This window comes from Lentzea sp. NPDC102401 (genome assembly GCF_044765805.1).
GTDB lineage: Bacteria > Actinomycetota > Actinomycetes > Mycobacteriales > Pseudonocardiaceae > Lentzea > Lentzea sokolovensis.
In genome coordinates this window covers 119366-136889 of record NZ_JBIWKS010000014.1, presented here as the reverse complement: position 1 = coordinate 136889, position 17524 = coordinate 119366, and the positions used below count along the sequence as shown (strand labels likewise).

Here is a 17524-nt window from a genome sequence, read left to right as displayed (position 1 = left end):
CCCCGGCGTTTCTCAGACGACCTGCTCCAGTTCCGCGCGCTGCGCGATCGCCCTGCCGAGCCACTGCCGTCCGATGACGACCAGCAACGCGACGCCGATCGCCGCGATCGTGCCGACGGCAGAACCCATCCACAGCCCGAGGACCTCCATGCCGTCGGCGGGCGAGGGGATGTCCGCGAACGTGACGTAGACGAACAGCGACGCGAGCACGGCACCACCACCGGCGATGGCGCCGATCGCGATGTTCGTCCACAAGAGCGAGCCGGACTCGAACACGGTGCCCTCACCCGCCCGCTGCAGCATTCCGCCCAACGCCAGCGCGAGGACTTGAAGGCACGCGATGAAGACGATCGCGAACACCACGAACGGCAGCCGCACGGACTCGTAGGGCGGGAAGAGTTCGACCTCTCCCTCCGCGGTCCCTGGGATCACCACGACCTGCGCGAACAGGCCGCAGAGGACCGCGAAGCCGAGCAGAGCCTGCAGGAAGAACACCACTACGCGAGACATAGATCGAGTATCGAGAGCTGCCTATCGATTTTCAATCGGCTGGTGTGGAGGTCCTGTGAAGGTTCGTGGACGGTAGGGTCCCTGCATGGGTGTCTTCGTCACTGGTGTGCGGCCGCGATGGTCGGACATGGATGCGTTCGGTCACGTCAACCACGCGAACACGGTGACGTTGCTCGAAGAGGCCCGCATCGAGCTGCTGTTCACCGAGGCGGCCCGCCACGGGGTCAAGGAACTGGCCGAGGGCATGGTCGTGGCGAAGCTCGTGGTCGAGTACCTCGCGCCGATCGTGTTCACCGGCGAGGACGTCCTGGTGGAGATGTCGGTGCGGGAGCTGAAGTCCGCGTCGCTGACGCTCGACTACGTGGTGCGCGGCAGCCGCGACGTGAACAGCCCCGTGGTGGTCAAGGCGGAGACGCTGATGGCGCCCTACAACGTGACGACTGCACGACCGCGCCGGCTGACCGAGGCCGAGCGCGACTTTCTCGCCGGGTGGCGGGCAGGGGGAAACGGTGCCTGAGCTGGTGTTGGCCGACGCGGCCGAGAGAGACGACCTCGGGGCGTTCGCCGCGCGGGCGGTGCGGCTCGACGCGCAGACCGTGGTGCGGCTGCGCAACCGCGACGAGAAGCTGCTCGACGCGTGGGTGGCCACGCCGTTCGACACGCTCGCCACGCGAACCGTTGCGGGACAGGCGACTCCGGCGGACGTCACGGTGTCCGGGTCGGAGCTGCTGACGGGCCTCGCGGTGATGCGCGACGAACGCATCGACCCCGGTCCTGCCAAGGACCTGATGTGGCGTTCGGCCCTGCCGCCCGCGGAGGGCTGGCTGGTGGTCGACCGGCTGCCGGTCGAGGTCGTCGCGAAGATCGCGGACGAGGGCGTCGAGGTGGCCAGGGAGAACACCGGGCCACAGGGGACGCCGCCGGCCTCGTTGCTGGACCAGACGGTGCTGACGGTCAGCGGGTCCGGACTGGACGTGAAGATCGCGCTGCGGGTCCTGTTCGCGTTGTCGGGCATGGGTTTCCTCGGCGAGGACGGCGACGTGCGGGTGACCGCGACCGACTCGTGGCTGCGGATCGACGCCCGCTACGGCGCGGTCGTCCGCCGCCGTCACTCGATGCTGCCGCTGCTCGTCTGACCTGGAGTTAGGTCCAGGTTCGTCGCCGCGGAATTCGTGACGCGGCAAGCGGATGCGCGTGGCACGATGTCGCGCGTGTCCGCCGAACCGCAGCAGGAGACCGAGTACCGGGTCTCGACGCTGGAGCTCTTCTTCGACCTGGTCTTCGTCTTCACGATCACGCAGCTGACCCAGAAGCTGGCCGACGACATGTCGCCGGCCGGGTTCGGGCAGGTCGTGCTCATGCTGTTCGTGATCCTGTGGATGTACTTCGGGTACGTCTGGCTCACGAACTCCGTCCCACCGAACACCACTCTGCGGCGGGTGCTGCTCATGTGCGGCATGGGCGGGTTCCTGATCATCGCGCTGGCGATTCCCTCCGGGTTCGCCGCCGCCGGGCCCGCGTTCGGGGTCGGGTATCTGATCGTGAACCTGGTGCACTCCGGGCTCTTCATCTCGGCGGGCGGGCCGGGGTCGGCCGCGGCGATGGCACGGCTGGCACCGTTCAACCTCGGCTCGGCGGGCCTGGTGCTGGCCGGCGGGTTCCTGCCGCCCATCTGGCGAGCCGCCGCCTGGGCCGCGGCCGTGGTGCTCATGGTCGTGTCGCCGTACGTGAACCGGCGGCACGGGGAGTTCCGGATCAGGCCGGTGCACTTCGTCGAACGGCACGGGCTCGTGGTCATCATCGCGATCGGCGAGTCGATCATCGCGATCGGCATCGGGGCGGCCGGCCTGCCGCTGAACCTGCAACTCGTCGTGGCGGCGCTGCTCGGTCTCACGCTCGCCTACCAGCTCTGGTGGTGCCACTTCGGCAGGGAACAGGACATCCGCGCCGAGCACCGCCTGACGACCATGACGCAGTCCGAACGGGCACGCGCGGCGCTGTCGGCGTTCGGCTGGGCGCACGTGCCGATCCTGCTGGGCATCATCGTCGTGTGCGTCGGCATCAAGAAGACCATCGGGCACGCCGCCGAGCACCTCTACCTCAGCGGGGCCCTCGCACTCGGCGGGGGAGCGGCGATCTTCCTGGTCGGCCAGGTGCTCTTCCGGCACCGGATGGGCATCGGCACGAACAAGTGGCGCATCACCGCCGCGGTGCTGGCGCTCGCGACGGTGCCGATCGGGCTGTGGCTCGCGATCGCCCAGGTGGCCGCACTCGTGCTCGTGTTCGGTGCGTTGCTGGCCGTGGAGGACAAGCTGCGGGCGTGAGGCACGCCCGCAGCGGAGAAATCCCTCAGGCGAGCCAGACGGCGGTGTCCGGGGGTAGCTGGTCGCCGTCCATCGGACCGGACGACAGCAGCACCTGACCGGGAGGCAGCGGCACGGAGGCACCCGAGGTGTTCAGGGCGCAGATCAGGCCGCCACCCTTGCGCCGGAACGCGAAGCAGCCGGCCGGTGCGCCGTACCACTCCAGTTCCTCACCGGCGAAGCCCGCGTTGGACTTCCGGTGCTCCAGCGCCTCGCGGTAGAGCGAGAGCATCGAGCCGGGGTCTTCCAGCTGCGCCTCGGCCGTGAGGTGGTCCCACTCGTTCGGCTGCGGCAGCCAGGTGTTCACGGCCGTGGAGAACCCGAACGGCGGGCTGGTGCCCTCCCACGGGATCGGCACGCGGCAGCCGTCCCGGCCGCGCTCGGTGTGCCCGGAACGCTCCCAGGTCGGGTCCTGCAGGGCCCAGTCCGGCAGCTCCACGTTCGGCAGGCCTAGCTCTTCGCCGTTGTAGAGGTAGATCACGCCCGGCAGCGCCAGCTCGACCAGCGTCATCGCGCGGGCCCGCTGCTCGCCCAGCGCGCCGCCGCCGTACCGCGTCACGTGGCGCACCACGTCGTGGTTCGAGAGCGTCCAGGTCGCGGGCGTGCCGGTCAGCGCGACGGCACCGAGCGAGTGCTCGATCGCCGAACGGACCGCGTCGGCGTCGAAGCCGGCCTCGACCAGCCGGAAGTTGAAGCCCAGGTGCAGCTCGTCGGGACGGACGTAGGCGGCGAAGCGCTCGTCGTCCTTCACCCAGATCTCACCGACGGCCATGGTGCCGGGGTAGCCGTCCATCACCTTGCGGATCATGCGGTGGATCTCGTGCACGCCGTCGTTGTCGAAGCGCGGGTCGTGCGCGTCGTCGGACAGCACACCGGGTGCCTGCGCGCGGATCTCCATGTCCGGCAGGCCCTCGGGCTTGGCCATGCCGTGCGCCACGTCGATGCGGAAGCCGTCGACCCCGCGGTCCAGCCAGAACCGCAGCGTCTGCTCCAGGTCGGCGCGGACCTCCGGGTGGTCCCAGTTGAGGTCGGGCTGCTCCGGCGCGAACAGGTGCAGGTACCACTGGCCGTCCGGTACGCGGGTCCACGCGGGACCGCCGAAGACGGACGTCCAGTTGTTCGGCGGCTGCGAGCCGTCGAAGCCGCGGCCCTCGCGGAAGATGTAGCGGGCGCGCTCCATGCTGCCGGGACCGGCCTGCAGCGCCTCCTGGAACCACACGTGCAGGTCGCTGGTGTGGTTCGGGACCAGGTCGACCGTCACGCGGATGTTGTGCGCGTGCGCGTCCGCGACCAGCCGGTCGAACGCGGCCAGGTCGCCGAACATCGGGTCCACGTCGCGCGGGTCGGCGACGTCGTAGCCGTGGTCGGCCATCGGCGAGCGGTAGAACGGGGTGAGCCACAGCGCGTCGACCCCGAGCAGCTCCAGGTAGCCGAGGCGGGACCGGATGCCGTCGAGGTCGCCGACGCCGTCGCCGTTGGAGTCGGCGAAGGAGCGCACGTAGACCTGGTAGAAGACGGCGTCACGCCACCAGACGGACTCTTCGGCGATCTCGGGACTGAGGTCGGAGGAACGTCGCACGGGGGGTCATCCTGCCATTCGTCTCGCTGCTAAAGGACCCGAACGGGTGATGGGCGCTCAGGAGAAGCTGTTCATCAAGCTGTTCGCGGCCATCTCCATGTAGTCCCAGAGCTGCTTGCGGTGAGCCTCGTCCAGGCCGGCCTCGTCGACGGCGATCCTCATGCAGCGCAGCCACGCGTCCCGTTCGATCGGTCCGATCTTGAACGGTACGTGGCGCATCCGCAGCCTCGGGTGGCCCCGGTTGTCCGAGTAGGTGTGGGGGCCGCCCCAGTACTGCATGAGGAACAGCCGCAGCCGCTCCTCCGCAGGTCCGAGGTCTTCTTCCGGGTACAGCGGGAGGAGGACCTCGTCAGCCTTCACCTCTTTGTAGAAGCGCGCGACGATGCGGTGGAACGTCTCCTCGCCACCGACCTGTTCGAAGAAGCTCACGGGGTTTCCCACACACCCATCCTGACTCACGGCAGCCACCGCGCGCAGGCCGCCCCGGCTGTTGGCTCTGCCATAGGCGTGTGAACTGGCAGGACGCCTGATGATCACCGTCTCGAATGGGTGTTCTAACTCACTTGGCGGTGAAGCCCGCCTCTTCCAGCGCCGGCATGAGCTGCGCACGCAGGTTCCGCTGGACCGCCCACTGACGGCCGGGGCGCGTCTTCACGGTGACGCGCAGGGTGATGCCGTCCGACGTGAACTTCTCGACGCCGAGCACCTCGGGCTTGGCCGTGATGTCCGACTTGAGCGGGTCCTTGTCGGCCACCTCGCGAGCAGTGCGGTCCAGCACCTGGGTGGCCTCTGCGAGGTTCGCGCCGTAGCTCAGCGGCAGGTCGACGACCGCGACCGCGAAGCCCTGCGACGAGTTGCCGACGCGCAGGATCTCGCCGTTGCGGACGTACCAGACCGTGCCGCCGGTGTCCCGGATCGTGGTGGTGCGCAGCGCGACCGCCTCGACGGTGCCGGTCGCCGGGCCGAGGTCCACGACGTCGCCGACGCCGTACTGGTCCTCCAGCAGCATGAACATGCCGGCCAGGAAGTCCTTCACCAGGTTCTGGGCGCCGAAACCGATGGCGACGCCCAGGATGCCCGCCGAGGTCAGCACCGGGGTGATGTCCATCCCGACCACGATCATGATCTCGAGGAACGCGATACCGAAGATCAGGATCGTGACGATGGACTTCAGCACCGAGCCGATCGTGCGGGCGCGCTGCTCACGGCGTTCGGAGATGAGGTTTCCGAGCGCCTGCGGAGCGCGTTCCCGCAGCGGCTTGAGCAGGCCCGGCTTCTTGCCTTCCTTGCCGGGAGTGGTGATCCGGTCGATGACCTTGCGCAGCATGGCCCTGAGGATGAAGGCGGCGATCAGGATCACCACGATCTTGATCGCGCCCGCCAGGATCGTGGGGCCGTACCTCTCGAAGAACGCGACCGCCTGAGCGGTCTTGTTCGCGGCGTCATCCACAGGACTCGTCGCCAACACGTGCTCGTGCCCTCCTACAACTCCATGCCAGTGGCATTCGCGAGAAACGTCAGCTGGTCCACGGCGAGAGCCACCGTCCGGCTGACGGACCGGCCCGCGTGACCGACCTCGGTCTCGCGGCGGATCAGCACGGGGTGCTTGGTCGGATCACTGGACGAAGCGTGCTGCAGAGCTGCGCACATCTTCCTGGCGTGGTTGGGGTCCACACGAGAATCCGACTCGAACACCGCGAACAAGACCGAAGGGTACTCAACGTCCGTTACCACTCGGTGATAAGGCGAGTAGGAGAGCAGCCAGCCCAGTTCCTCGGAAACGCTTGCGCTGCCGTACTCGTCGGCCCACAACCGTCCGAGCAGGAACTTCTCGTAGCGCACCATGTCGAGCAGTGGCGCTGAGCACACCACGGCCGCGTAGAGCTCGGGGCGCTGGGTCAGCGCGGCGCCCACGAGCAGGCCGCCGTTGGAGCCTCCCATGATCGACAACTGCTGCGGCGTGGTCCAGCCGTCGCGCACCAGACGCTCCGCGGCGGCGTGGAAGTCGTCGAACACGTTCTGCTTGTTGGCACGCATGCCGGCGAGGTGCCACTCCTCGCCTTCCTCGTCGCCACCGCGCAACGACACGTGCACCCACACGCCGCCCGCCTCGACCCACGCCAGCGTGGTCGCGCTGTAGCCGGGGCCGCGGCCGATCGCGAAGCCGCCGTAGCCGGTGAGCAGCGCGGGACGAGGCAGGTCGGGCTTCTGCTCGCCGCTGACGACGAACATGTGGACCGTCGTGCCGTCCTTGGACGTGTACGCGATCTGCTGGGTCGTCACGGTCGGCAGTTCGACGCGACCCGGTGCGGCCTCGTGCAGCACCGTCTCACCCGTGGCCTTCGAGAACCGGAACACCGACTGCGGCGTCACGAAGTCCGTCCACCCGAACCACAGCGTGTCCTGGTCGTGGGCCGTCTGGGCATCCACAACGGACATGCCGTGCACCGAACCCGTGCCGGGCAGCGGGATCTCCTGGACGTGAGCGCCGGTCGCGGCGTCGTGCAGGTGCAGTTCGGACACCGCGTGCCGGGTGCGCAGGATGACGAGGTCACCGTTGAGCCAGCGCACGCCGTCCAGCACCGAGTCCGGTTCCTCGCTGATCAGCTCGGTCCACTCGGTGGGGTTCCCGGGGTCGGCCACGCAGAGGCGCTGCCGGGGCGCGCCGTGGTTCGTGTGCAGGTAGAGCCTGCCGTCGCGGGCGACGAACGCCGAGCACTGCACACCGGCCTCGGTCAGGATCACCGGCTTGAGCGCGGCGTCGCCGTGCAGGTCCGCGATCCACACGGAGTCGTGCTTCATCGTGCTGGGCGCACCGCTCACGACCAGCCAACGGCCGTCCTGCGACACGGTGAGTGAGTAGTAGAAGGTGTGCGCCTGGCCGTCGCCGTGCACGTTGAGGTCCGTGGCGGGATCCGCGCCGACGCGGTGACGCCACACGCGGCGATGGAACAGCTTCTCGTCCTCGGGCAGCAGCGCCGGGTCGAGCTGGCGGACGTAGAAGAACTCCTCGCCGCCGGGCAGCCACCCGATGGAGGAGTAGCGGCACCGGTCGATGGGGCCCTCGATGAGCTCGCCCGACTCGACGTCGATCACGTGCAGCAGCGAGTGCTCGTTGCCGCCGACGGACACCTGGTACGCGAGGCGCGTGCCTTCGAGGCTGGGGGACCAGCCGTCCAGGGTGGTCCGGCCGGACGGGTCCAGGGCGCTGACGTCGAGCAGCACACGTTCGGTGCCGTCGGTCTCGTGCACCATGACGACGGGGTGGTCCCGCTCGGGACCGCGGCGGCTGAAGAACGCCCTGCCCGCGCGCCAGGTCGGCGTGGACACCGAACCCGTGCGCATCAGCTCCTTCAGACGCTCGCCCAGGCGTGCGCGACCAGGCATCGCGTCCAACCAGGAACGTGCGAGGACGTCCTGTGCCTGCGACCACTCCGCGGTGCGGGGGTCCGCGGTGTCTTCGAGCCACCGGTACGGATCGGCGACGACGCGCCCGTGAATCTGCTCGGCGATGTTCAGCCGCTCGGCGATCGGGTAGGTGATCGTCGCAGGCAGTGGAGTGGAAGGAGCCTCTGTCACCTTGTCAAGGGTAGCGGGCTCTTGAAAACGACTTCCGATAGGGAGTGAGTTCACCCCAGGTTTGATCACACATCCATGACGCGTCACTTATCACACGTGATTTTTTCCTGGTAAGTGTGGTCTCCTATGGCTGAACCGGTGGAGGTGGTCGCGTGCCAGACCGACAACCGACCCCTATCGGCACCTCGCTACCAGGCGAGACGGCGCCGACGGTCCCCCCATGCCGAAAACCGCCCGAGTTGCGGGCCGTGCCGGATGGGGATCGAGACGGGGGAGGTACCGGTCCGACGCCGGCTGTTTTCCCCTGGGGAAGACGCAAGGTCCTGCTGCTGAACGCCACGTTCGAGCCGCTCACGGCGTTGTCACTGCGCCGCGCGGTCGTCCTGGTGGTCTGCGGGAAAGCCGAAGTCGTGCACGGAGACGCCTCCGGGCTGGTGCTGCACTCGTCGAAGTCCGAGGTGCTCGTGCCGTCCGTGATCCGGCTGAGCTCCTACGTTCGCGTGCCTTATCGCGGTCGCGTGCCGATGACCCGTGCCGGGCTCATGCACCGCGACCGTTATCGCTGCGCCTACTGCGGCGGGCGGGCCGAGACGATCGACCACGTCGTGCCGCGCTCGCGTGGCGGACCTCACACCTGGACCAACTGCGTCGCCTGCTGCGCGAAGTGCAACCACCGGAAGGCGGACAAGATGCTGTCCGAACTGGGCTGGCGGCTGCGCGTCGTTCCCGTGGCGCCACGTGGCCCGCACTGGCGACTGCTCGCCGGCGTGGCCGAGGCTGATCCGCAGTGGTTGCCGTACCTGGGCGAACCGGCTGCCTGAGGCTGGGTCGTTCGAGTCAGGCAGCGAGGGAGAAGTCGTTCTGGCGTGCCGTGATGCGCACGGAGTCGTCGAGCGCGGTGATCCGGACCGAGTCGTCCATCGTGATGCGCACGGAGTCTTCGTGTGCGGTGATGCGGACGCTGTCCTGCTGAGCGGTGATGCGCACCGAGTCGTCGTGGGCGGTGATCCGGACGCTGTCGTCCATGGTGATGCGGACGGAATCGTCGTGCGCCGTGATGCGCACGGAGTCGTCCATCGTGATGCGGACGGAGTCCTGCGCGGTGATGCGGACCGAGTCGTCGTGGGCCGTGATGCGCACGGAGTCGTCCATGGTGATCCGGACCGAGTCCTCACGCGCAGTGATCCTCACCGAATCCTGCTGAGCGGTGATCCGGACGGAGTCGTCGAGTGCCGTGATCCGGACGGAGTCGGCGCACGTGATCCTGACCGAATCGCTCGCCGTGATGCGGACCGAGTCGTTCATCGTGATGCGCACGGAGTCGCTGGCCGTGATCCTGACCGAATCGCTCGCGGTGATCCGAACGGAGTCGTTCATCGTGATCCGGACGGAGTCACTGGCCGTGATACGCACTGAATCGTCCTTGTAGCTCGGAAGAGTGAAGGTCACGGCCTGGGGGCGGGTCATCGTGAACATTTTGTGTCCTCCAGCTTGCTCGGGGCGGGTGCGCAAGACCCGTATAGGTGAAAAGCTAAGAGGTGGGTGATCCGGGAACAAGACCCCAAACCGGCACCCGTTCGCCGCCGACCGGGTGAGGCCTGACCGGGTGTAACCGCTGCGCCGCACGAGAGCACTCATTGGCCTTACTGGCGGGTATGGACACGCTCTGTAGCGTTCAATCTGATGGAACGTGACATGCGTCATAGCGCAAAAGGCGTGCATGGACGGGGTTTCCGAGCGCTCACCGCTGCCTGGGCGGTGTCGCTCGTGGGCGACGGCGTGCGCATCGTCGCGCTGCCCCTGTTCACCGCCGCCAGCACCCGCAGTCCGCTCGCGGTGTCCGCTGTGGCCGTCGCGCTCACGTTGCCCTGGTTGCTCGTCGCGCTGCCCGCGGGCGCCCTTGTGGACCGTTGGAGACCGAGAACCGTTGTCGTGGTGGCACATTGGCTGCGCGGCGGGGTGACCGGAGTGCTCGCGCTGGCAGTCCACACCGGACACGCGACGGTCGTCGTCTTGTGCGCCACGGCTTTCGTGCTGACCTCCGCGGAGACGTTCGCGGACTCGGCGTCCCAGGTGCTGCTCGTCGAACTCGCCGGCGAGGACGAGCTGGAGGCGGCCAACGGCCGGTTCGTGACGGTCGAGACGATCGGCATGGATCTTGCGGGGCCACTAGCCGCCGCGGTGCTGTTCTGGTGGGCGCCGGCGGCCTGTTTCGCACTCGACGCGCTCTCGTTCGTCACCGCCGCGGTGCTCGTGTCCCGCGTGCCGGACATCGCTCCCGAGCGTTCGGGCACTGATCTTCGCGGACAGCTGGCCGAGGGCATGCGGTTCCTCGTGCGGACCCCTGGCCTGCGGTCACTGGTAGTTGCCGTTGCAATCACAGCCGTCTGCGCGGCCGCGATCAACGCCATGCTGGCGCTCTACTCCATCCAGGTGCTCGGCCTCGCCGAACCGGTGGTTCCTGTTCTTGTCGTGTGCATGGCGGCCGGTGCTCTGCTAGGCGTCCGGCTGTCCCCGCGGCTCGCGGCGCGGTGGGGCGCGGGACGGGTCATGGTCGGGTTCCTGGCGTTGCTCGGCGCCGCGTTCGCGTTGTTCGGCCTCACGCCGTGGCTGGCGGTGGCGGTGCTCGCGTGCGTGTTGTTCGGCGTGGGGTCCGCAGGCTGGAACGTGCTGTCCGCGACCCGCCGGCAACGACTCACACCAGGGCCGATGATGGGGCGTGTGACCAGCGCTTATCGAGTGGTCGCCTGGGGGCTGTCGCCGCTGGGCGCGGGCCTCGCCGGACCGCTCGCCGAGGTGACGTCGCTGGGCACCGTCTACGTCGTGGCGGGCTCGATCGTGGGATTCAGCGCGATCTTGCTGGCCCGGCCGCTCGCGCGCGGCTGAGTTCGGCTACCGTACCCGCCGTGACCATCGTGGAGACCGTTCTCGTCTTCGCGTTGATCCCGCTGGCGATCTACGGCGTGATCACGCTGCTGACGGTGAGGCCAAAGGCCACCCGGATTCCCCGGTACCGGCCCGGCCAGGAGTGGGGCTACGCCCCGGTGTGGTGGAGTGCGAACCCGGCAGGGTTGAGCGCCGAGCACCACAGCGCCGCCGAGTCCGGTGCCTCGGACTCGACCGCCAAGGGAGGCGCACGTGGCAACTGGTAAAGCGATCGTGGCCGTCGACCCGTCGACGCTGCCCGTCGGCGCCGTCGTGACGAACAGCGGCCGGGTGTCCGCGGCGAAGATGTACGAGCCGCACGCGCCGGAGCTGCCGTTCACGCCCTCCCAGCTCGCACAGCTGGACGAGGCGCTGACGCTCTCCAGCCGTTCCACGGGCCTCGACTTCAGCGTGTACCTGGGCGAGCTCGGCTCGAACGCTCACGAGCGCGCGCAGGAGCTGCACGCCTCCACCGAGCGTCCGACGCACCACGTCCTCGTGGCCGTGTCGCCGGGCGAGCGCGTCGTCGAGATCGTGACGGGCGAGGAGTCCCACCGCCGTCTCGCCGACCGCGGTGCCAAGCTCGCGGTGATGAGCATGGTGGCGTCCTTCAAGGAGGGCGACCTCGCGGGTGGCCTCGTGTCGGGCCTGCGCATGTTGACCGACCAGGCGGGCAGCGCACCGCGTTCCTGATCTTGTTCTCGAACGCCCCCGGCACGCCGCCGGGGGCGTTTTTCACGCGCTGACGTCGTTGCGGGCCACCACCAGGTCGGAGATCTTCTCCCAGCCGAGGCTGCGGTAGAGGTGCACGCCCGTGGTCGACGAGAACAGCAACCCGGTCGTCGCCCCGTCCGCCACGGCCTCCCGCACCAGCGCACCCATCACGACGCTGCCGAGACCACGCCGCCGATGTGCCTCCGCCGTCTCGATGCGGTGCGCGACAGCGTCTTCCCCGACCACGGCCATCAACCCGCTGGCGGCCGCCTCGCCGTCCGCCAGCACCTGAACCCCGATCACCGGGCCCCTGGTCACCTCGACGGTGTAGCCCTCGGGCGGGTCCGGGAACGGGTGGCCGGCCAGCGTGCGCCGCATGAACGTCTCGTCCGGGCGTGCGACGACAAGCCCGGCCGCCTCGATCTCCGCGATCACCTCGTCCGGCGAGTGCGTGGGGACGCTCAGCCAGCTCGGTTCCTCCGTCGCGGCGACGATTCCGGCCAGCGCACCGGCTTCCGCGTCGTCCGTGGCGATCCACTCGAACACCCGGTGCGACCGGTTCACGTGGACGACCAGGTGGCCGTCGCGGTACTCCGACGTCAGACCGTCGGCCGCGATCCAGCCGCGGTGCCAGCGCTCCACCAGTTCGCCGATCATGCTTCCCCCTTGTCGTTCGCCGCGATCACGACGTCGGAAATCGTGTCCCAGCCCAGTTTCCGGTACAGGTGCAGGCCCTCCTCCGTGGCGAACAGCAGCCCGTCGCTCGCGCCCGCCTTGACCGCCTCCTGGACCAGGGCGCCCATCACGACGCTGCCGAGCCCGCGCCGCCGATGCGCCGGCTTCGTCTCGATGCGGTGGGGCACAGCGTCTTCGCCCACCACGGCGATGAGACCGCTGGCCGCCTCCTCGCCGTCGAACGTCACCACGACCTCGATCACGTCTCCCGGCGTCACCCGCACCGAGTAGCCGTCGGGGGGTTTCGGCGCGGGGTGGTCGAAGAGGCCGCGCCGCATGAACGTCTCCGGTGTGCGGGCGACCAGTCCGGCCTGCTCGACCACGCGGGTCACCTCGTCCGGCGAGTCCGTCGCCACCGTCAGCCAGGTCGGCACGGACTGGAGCTCCACGTCTTCGGCGTGCTGCATCACGTTCGCGTCCCCCGCGAGTATCCGTTCCTCCTCCCGGCCGGGCAGATCGGCCCAGACGTGCCAGTTGTCCAGCAGGTCGTGCGGTTCCACCTCCTGCGCCCTGGCCCAGCCGGCGATCCAGCGATCGACGAACGCGCCGAGCTCCACGCACCGGTCGAGCCGGTCGGCCAGGTCCTCCGTGGACGATTCCAGCACGACGTCGACTCCGTTGCGCCGCAGGTTCTTCAGTAGTCCGAGGAAGTAGTCGGGCATCGCCTCGAACGCCACGCCGGGCTCGTGCCACACGAGCGTGATGCCCGGCACGAACCACCACTCCTCGTACATCCCGGTGATGGCGTAGACGCTGCCCAGGAACCGGCCGGGCCCGACCAGCGCCTCACTCAGCGCCAGGTGCAGGCCGAACTCGTCCGTGGCGTGTCTGCCGTCCACGTGGTGCACGCCGGCCGTGGGGCGCGTGCGGGGTGCTTTGGCGGCGATCTCGTTCCACCACATGCGGCCCTCGGGAGACAGTGGCGCCCACAGGTTTCGTTCCGCCGGAACGCCTTCCATCCAGACGCGCCAGGCCCCGCGGGCGGCGGGAGTGGGCCGCTCGGCCACCGTCCAGTCCTCGCCGTAGCGGGACTGGTCGAGCACGACGTCGAAAAGTCCTTCACCGGCAGCGGACGGGGACGTCGACGCGACGTCCAGCGCGACCCCGGCGTGCGCCACGATCCGGCCGCCGCGGTCCAGGGCGCGCAACCCCACCCACGGACCCTGCTCGTCGACGGGCGCCGAGGGCCGGATGCGGCCGGGGTTGTCGCAGCCGATCAGCGTCACCGGTGGCCAGACGCTCTCGAACGAGCGGGGAAACCCTTCCACGGCACGACATGTGCCGGTCTCCCGCAGGTCCTTGTACAGCGTGTACGCCGGGGGAGTGCCGAAGTCGCCGCCGTCGATCAGCTGGCTCACGCAGGCGCTCGCGACGAGATCACCGCCGGGCAGTTCGGCGTGCACGACCAGATCGCCCAGCAGCCACCACTGCGAGCCCGAGACGCTGAGGTGGAAGTCGCCGGTGAGCTCGTCCGGTGCGACGGTGCATCCGCGCAGCACCAGCCGTTCGCGCTCGGGCGGCACGGGATCGGCGAACAGCCCGTCGACGTCCACGACCCGTGCCAGGACCTCGTCGACGAACTCCCCGTCCTCGAGCCACCAGCGCACGACCTCGTAGCGAACTCTCACCGGACCTCCCCAGGACAGCCGCTCGACGCTATGGGAAGGCCCCGCAACGCGCGAACGCATTACGGGGCCTTCCCCAGCACAAGCTTACGAGCGGTCGAACTCTTGTGCCGCAAGGGCGCGCACGATGCCCGCGCGTCCCTCGGACACCAGACGGCGCAGGGCGGGCGGGTGCTCGTCCGCCAGCCACGCGTCAGCGGCCTCCACAGTGGACTTCGCGATCGACCACGCCGGGAACATACCCACGACCATCGACTGCGCGCGCTCGGAGCTGCGGCGGTCCCACACGCCCTTCACGTCGCGGAAGTAGCGCTCGACGTACGGCGCGAGCAGCTCCTTCTGGCCGGGGTGCGAGATGCCCGCGATGATCGCCTCGCTGACCGCGTTGGGCAGGTCGTCGTCGTTCACGGCGCGGTCCCAGGCCTCGTCCTTGGCCTCGACCGTCGGGCGCAGCGCACGGGTCGACTGCGCGCGGCGGTGACCGGTGGAGGTCGGGTCGCGCTCCTCCTCTGCGTTGATCTCCGGCAGGTCCGCCTTGCCGTGCGCGACGAGTGCCTGCAGCAGACGCCAGCGCAGGTCGGTGTCGACGTCCAGGCCTTCCAGCACCGCGGTGCCGTCGTACCAGCCGCGCAGCACGTCCACAGTGGAGTCGTCGAGCACCGACGAGGTCAGCGCGTTCACGAACGCCAGCTGGTGGTCGGAGCCCGGCTCGGCCGCCTGCGCCAGTTCCAGCGCCTTGGCCACGAACCGGCGCCAGCCCTCCGCCCGCCACGAGTCGTCCGCGTAGGACGACAACGAGGTCTGAGCCTGCAACAGAAGCCGTTGCACCACACCGACCTCGGACTCGGAGTGCAGCCCGCGGAGCACCAGGTTCACGAAGTCGCGGGCCTTCAGCTCGGCCTCACGGGTCATCTCCCACGCGGCCGACCAGCACAGTGTGCGCGGCAGCGGCTCGGCGATGTCGGAGATGTGGTCGATCAGCCCGGCCAGCGAGTCCGGGTCGAGGCGCATCGTGCAGTACGTGAGGTCGTCGTCGTTGACCAGCACGATCTTGCCGCGGTGCACGCCGACCAGTTCGGGAACCTCGGTGCGGTCGCCCGTCACGTCCAGCTCGTGGCGGTGCGTGCGGACCAGCTTGCCCGTGCCGTCGTCGTCGTAGACGCCGATCGCGATGCGGTGCGTGCGCAGTTCGCCTGCGCCCGGACGCGCGCCACCCTGCAGCACGGCGAACTGGGTGAACTTGCCCTGTGCGTCAACGGTGAACTTGGGGCGCAACAGGTTCAGGCCCGTCGTCTCCAGCCACTGCGCGCTCCACCACGACAGGTCGCGGCCGGACGCCTCCTCCAGCGCGCCCAGCAGGTCCGCGAGCGTGGCGTTGCCCCAGGCGTGCTTGCCGAAGTAGACCCGCAGGCCCGCCAGGAAGTTCTCCAGCCCGACGTACGCGACGAGCTGCTTGAGCACCGAGGCGCCCTTGGCGTAGGTGATGCCGTCGAAGTTGACCTCGACCGCCTGCACGTCGGAGATGTCCGCGGCGACCGGGTGCGTGCTCGGCAGCTGGTCTTGCCGGTACGCCCACGACTTCTCGATCTTCGCGAACGTCGTCCAGGCCTGGCGGTACTCGGTGGCCTCCGCCTGCGCGAGCACGGACGCCCAGGTGGCGAACGACTCGTTCAGCCACAGGTCGTCCCACCAGCGCATGGTGACCAGGTCGCCGAACCACATGTGCGCCATCTCGTGCAGCACGGTCTCGGCGCGGCGCTCGTAGAGGTAGCGGGTGACGCGGCTGCGGAAGACGTAGTCCTCGAGGAACGTGACGCAGCCGGCGTTCTCCATCGCGCCCGCGTTGAACTCCGGCACGAAGCACTGGTCGTACTTGCCGAACGGGTACTGCACGCCGAACGCCTTGTGGAAGAACCCGAAGCCCTGTTTGGTCTCCGTGAACAACCGCTCGTGGTCCATGTGAGGAGCGAGCGAGGCGCGGCAGTAGATGCCGAGCGGGATCTTGAAGTCACTGCCATCATCATTTTGGCTGACGAACTCGTCACGCCATTCCGCGTAGGGACCGGCGACCAGGGCCACGATGTAGGTCGACATCGGCTTGGTGGTGGCGAACGTGTGCACGTCCGAACCGCCCTCGCCGTCCTCGGTGGCGATGATCTCGCCGTTCGAGATGACCTTCCAGTCGTGCGGCGCCGTCACCTTCATGGAGTAGACGGACTTGAGGTCGGGCTGGTCGAAGCACGCGAACATGCGCTTGGCGTCCGCGGTCTCGAACTGCGAGTACAGGTAGACACCGCCGTCGACGGGGTCGACGAACCGGTGCAGGCCCTCGCCGGTGTTCATGTACCGGCAGTCGGCCTCGATGGTGAGCTCGTTGGTCTCCGCGAGGTCCGGCAGCTTGACGCCGTCCTCCTCGCGGTAGTCGGAGACGTCGAGCTCGCTGCCGTTGAGCACAGCGCGGTGCACGGTCGCCGCCACGATGTCGATCCACGAGGAAGCACCCGGAGTCCGGCTGCGGAACACCACGGTGGTGGTGGAGCGGAACGTGTCCGAACCCGGCTTTCCGCCGCCGTCGGTCAGGTCCAGCTCGATCCGGTAGGACTCCACTTCCAGCAGCTCAGCACGGTCCTGAGCCTGGTCGCGGGTGAGGTTGGGCGCGGCCACTGGTCACCTCGTCTGCCGCGCGTGTGGTTACGCGCTGACGTCGTCGGGAATGGTTATGACTCCCGCATCCAATCACGGAACCGGCGCACGGGAAGAGATGACAGGGTGATCTGGTTGGGCTGATGGGGCGATAACGCCACCGACCGTCACTAAAGGGGCACGCATGACCGACAAGGCGAAGGTCGACTTCTACTTCGACCCTCTTTGCCCGTTCGCCTGGATCTCCTCCCGGTGGATCCTCGAGGTGGAGAAGGTCCGCGACATCGACCTGAGCTTCCACGTGATGAGCCTTGCCGTGCTGAACGAGGGCCGCGACCTGCCCGAGCAGTACAAGGAGCTCATGACGAAGGGCTGGGGTCCGGTTCGCGTGGCCATCGCCGCCGAGCAGAAGTTCGGCAACGAGGTGCTGCCGAAGCTGTACGCCGCGATGGGCACGCGCATCCACAACGAGGGCAACCAGGACTTCGACGAGATCATCAAGCTGGCTCTCGCCGACGCCGAACTGCCGGCCGAGCTCGCCGAGGCCGCGCACTCGACCGAGTACGACGAGGCGCTGCGGGCGTCGCACCACCGCGGCATGGACCCGGTTGGCATGGACGTCGGCACGCCGACCATCCACATCGACGGCGTCGCGTTCTTCGGCCCGGTGCTGACGAAGATCCCGCGCGGCGAGGAGGCCGGCACGATCTTCGACGGTGCTCGGCTGCTCGCCGGCTTCCCGTACTTCTTCGAGCTCAAGCGGACCCGTACGGGTGAACTGGACTTCAGCTGAGTCCTGCCGGGCGCTTCTGATCTCTTCGGCTGAGTTTTCTGTCAGGGGTGCTCGCTAG

17 protein-coding genes are annotated in these 17524 nt (G+C 68.7%); 8 read left to right on the top strand and 9 right to left on the bottom strand.

The features are described 5' to 3' along the window. Positions 1–12 precede the first annotated feature (12 nt). Complete coding sequence (locus ACIRG5_RS38160; RefSeq protein WP_402914239.1) at positions 13–510, bottom strand: DUF2975 domain-containing protein; 498 nt, start codon at positions 508–510, stop codon at positions 13–15. Positions 511–595: 85 nt separating this feature from the next. On the opposite strand from ACIRG5_RS38160, the gene ACIRG5_RS38155 reads away from it, so the two are divergent. From ACIRG5_RS38155 to ACIRG5_RS38145, 3 genes are all read left to right on the top strand, one after another. Next, entirely contained in the window at positions 596–1027 is a 432-nt protein-coding gene (locus tag ACIRG5_RS38155; RefSeq protein ID WP_319981759.1) for a thioesterase family protein, read from the top strand. Continuing rightward, positions 1020–1646, top strand: a complete 627-nt coding sequence (locus tag ACIRG5_RS38150; RefSeq protein ID WP_319981758.1) for a hypothetical protein — start codon at positions 1020–1022, stop codon at positions 1644–1646. Before ACIRG5_RS38155 ends, ACIRG5_RS38150 begins: the two co-directional genes overlap by 8 nt. A 75-nt stretch (positions 1647–1721) precedes the next feature. Continuing rightward, entirely contained in the window at positions 1722–2834 is a 1113-nt protein-coding gene (locus ACIRG5_RS38145; RefSeq protein ID WP_402914236.1) for a low temperature requirement protein A, read from the top strand. A gap of 25 nt (positions 2835–2859) precedes the next feature. Here ACIRG5_RS38145 and ACIRG5_RS38140 read toward each other — a convergent pair whose 3' ends face one another. From ACIRG5_RS38140 to ACIRG5_RS38125, 4 genes are all read right to left on the bottom strand, one after another. Next, on the bottom strand, positions 2860–4452 hold the full coding sequence (locus tag ACIRG5_RS38140) for a glycoside hydrolase family 13 protein (RefSeq protein WP_402914234.1): 1593 nt from the start codon (positions 4450–4452) through the stop codon (positions 2860–2862). A gap of 57 nt (positions 4453–4509) precedes the next feature. Continuing rightward, positions 4510–4893, bottom strand: coding sequence for a globin (locus ACIRG5_RS38135; protein WP_319981755.1), 384 nt, complete (start codon positions 4891–4893; stop codon positions 4510–4512). 118 nt (positions 4894–5011) lie between these two features. After that, a complete protein-coding gene (locus ACIRG5_RS38130; RefSeq protein ID WP_402914232.1) occupies positions 5012–5902 on the bottom strand; it encodes a mechanosensitive ion channel family protein in 891 nt (296 codons plus the stop codon). Positions 5903–5934: 32 nt separating this feature from the next. Beyond that, on the bottom strand, positions 5935–8031 hold the full coding sequence (locus tag ACIRG5_RS38125) for a prolyl oligopeptidase family protein (protein ID WP_402914230.1): 2097 nt from the start codon (positions 8029–8031) through the stop codon (positions 5935–5937). A gap of 248 nt (positions 8032–8279) precedes the next feature. Between ACIRG5_RS38125 and ACIRG5_RS38120 the strand changes: the two genes are divergently transcribed. Then, complete coding sequence (locus ACIRG5_RS38120; protein WP_319981753.1) at positions 8280–8852, top strand: HNH endonuclease; 573 nt, start codon at positions 8280–8282, stop codon at positions 8850–8852. Between the two features lie 16 nt (positions 8853–8868). Here the strand turns inward: ACIRG5_RS38120 and ACIRG5_RS38115 are convergent, their stop codons facing one another. After that, the gene (locus tag ACIRG5_RS38115) at positions 8869–9498 is read right to left on the bottom strand and encodes a DUF2345 domain-containing protein (RefSeq protein ID WP_402914228.1); all 630 of its coding nucleotides are present in this window, start codon (positions 9496–9498) and stop codon (positions 8869–8871) included. 249 nt (positions 9499–9747) lie between these two features. On the opposite strand from ACIRG5_RS38115, the gene ACIRG5_RS38110 reads away from it, so the two are divergent. From ACIRG5_RS38110 to ACIRG5_RS38100, 3 genes are read left to right on the top strand one after another with little or no spacing between them, the layout of a single operon-like run. Further along, entirely contained in the window at positions 9748–10917 is a 1170-nt protein-coding gene (locus ACIRG5_RS38110) for an MFS transporter (RefSeq protein WP_402914227.1), read from the top strand. Between the two features lie 20 nt (positions 10918–10937). Beyond that, a complete protein-coding gene (locus ACIRG5_RS38105) occupies positions 10938–11183 on the top strand; it encodes a hypothetical protein (protein WP_090010263.1) in 246 nt (81 codons plus the stop codon). Continuing rightward, on the top strand, positions 11170–11649 hold the full coding sequence (locus ACIRG5_RS38100) for a DUF5130 family protein (protein ID WP_402914224.1): 480 nt from the start codon (positions 11170–11172) through the stop codon (positions 11647–11649). The genes ACIRG5_RS38105 and ACIRG5_RS38100 overlap by 14 nt, the downstream gene beginning before the upstream one ends. Positions 11650–11691: 42 nt before the next feature. Here ACIRG5_RS38100 and ACIRG5_RS38095 read toward each other — a convergent pair whose 3' ends face one another. The 3 genes from ACIRG5_RS38095 to pepN form a co-directional block, all read right to left on the bottom strand. Continuing rightward, positions 11692–12327 carry a GNAT family N-acetyltransferase gene (locus ACIRG5_RS38095; RefSeq protein ID WP_402914222.1) on the bottom strand — a complete coding sequence of 212 codons (636 nt, stop codon included), beginning with the start codon at positions 12325–12327 and terminating at the stop codon, positions 11692–11694. Then, positions 12324–14033 (bottom strand): GNAT family N-acetyltransferase, encoded by a 1710-nt coding sequence (locus ACIRG5_RS38090; RefSeq protein ID WP_402914220.1) that lies wholly within the window; start codon positions 14031–14033, stop codon positions 12324–12326. The genes ACIRG5_RS38095 and ACIRG5_RS38090 overlap by 4 nt, the downstream gene beginning before the upstream one ends. 84 nt (positions 14034–14117) lie before the next feature. Beyond that, a complete protein-coding gene (pepN, locus tag ACIRG5_RS38085; RefSeq protein ID WP_402914217.1) occupies positions 14118–16694 on the bottom strand; it encodes an aminopeptidase N in 2577 nt (858 codons plus the stop codon). Between the two features lie 163 nt (positions 16695–16857). Here pepN and ACIRG5_RS38080 point away from each other — a divergent pair, with 163 nt between their 5' ends. Then, a complete protein-coding gene (locus ACIRG5_RS38080) occupies positions 16858–17466 on the top strand; it encodes a DsbA family protein (RefSeq protein WP_402914215.1) in 609 nt (202 codons plus the stop codon). The last annotated feature ends 58 nt before the right edge of the window (positions 17467–17524 follow it).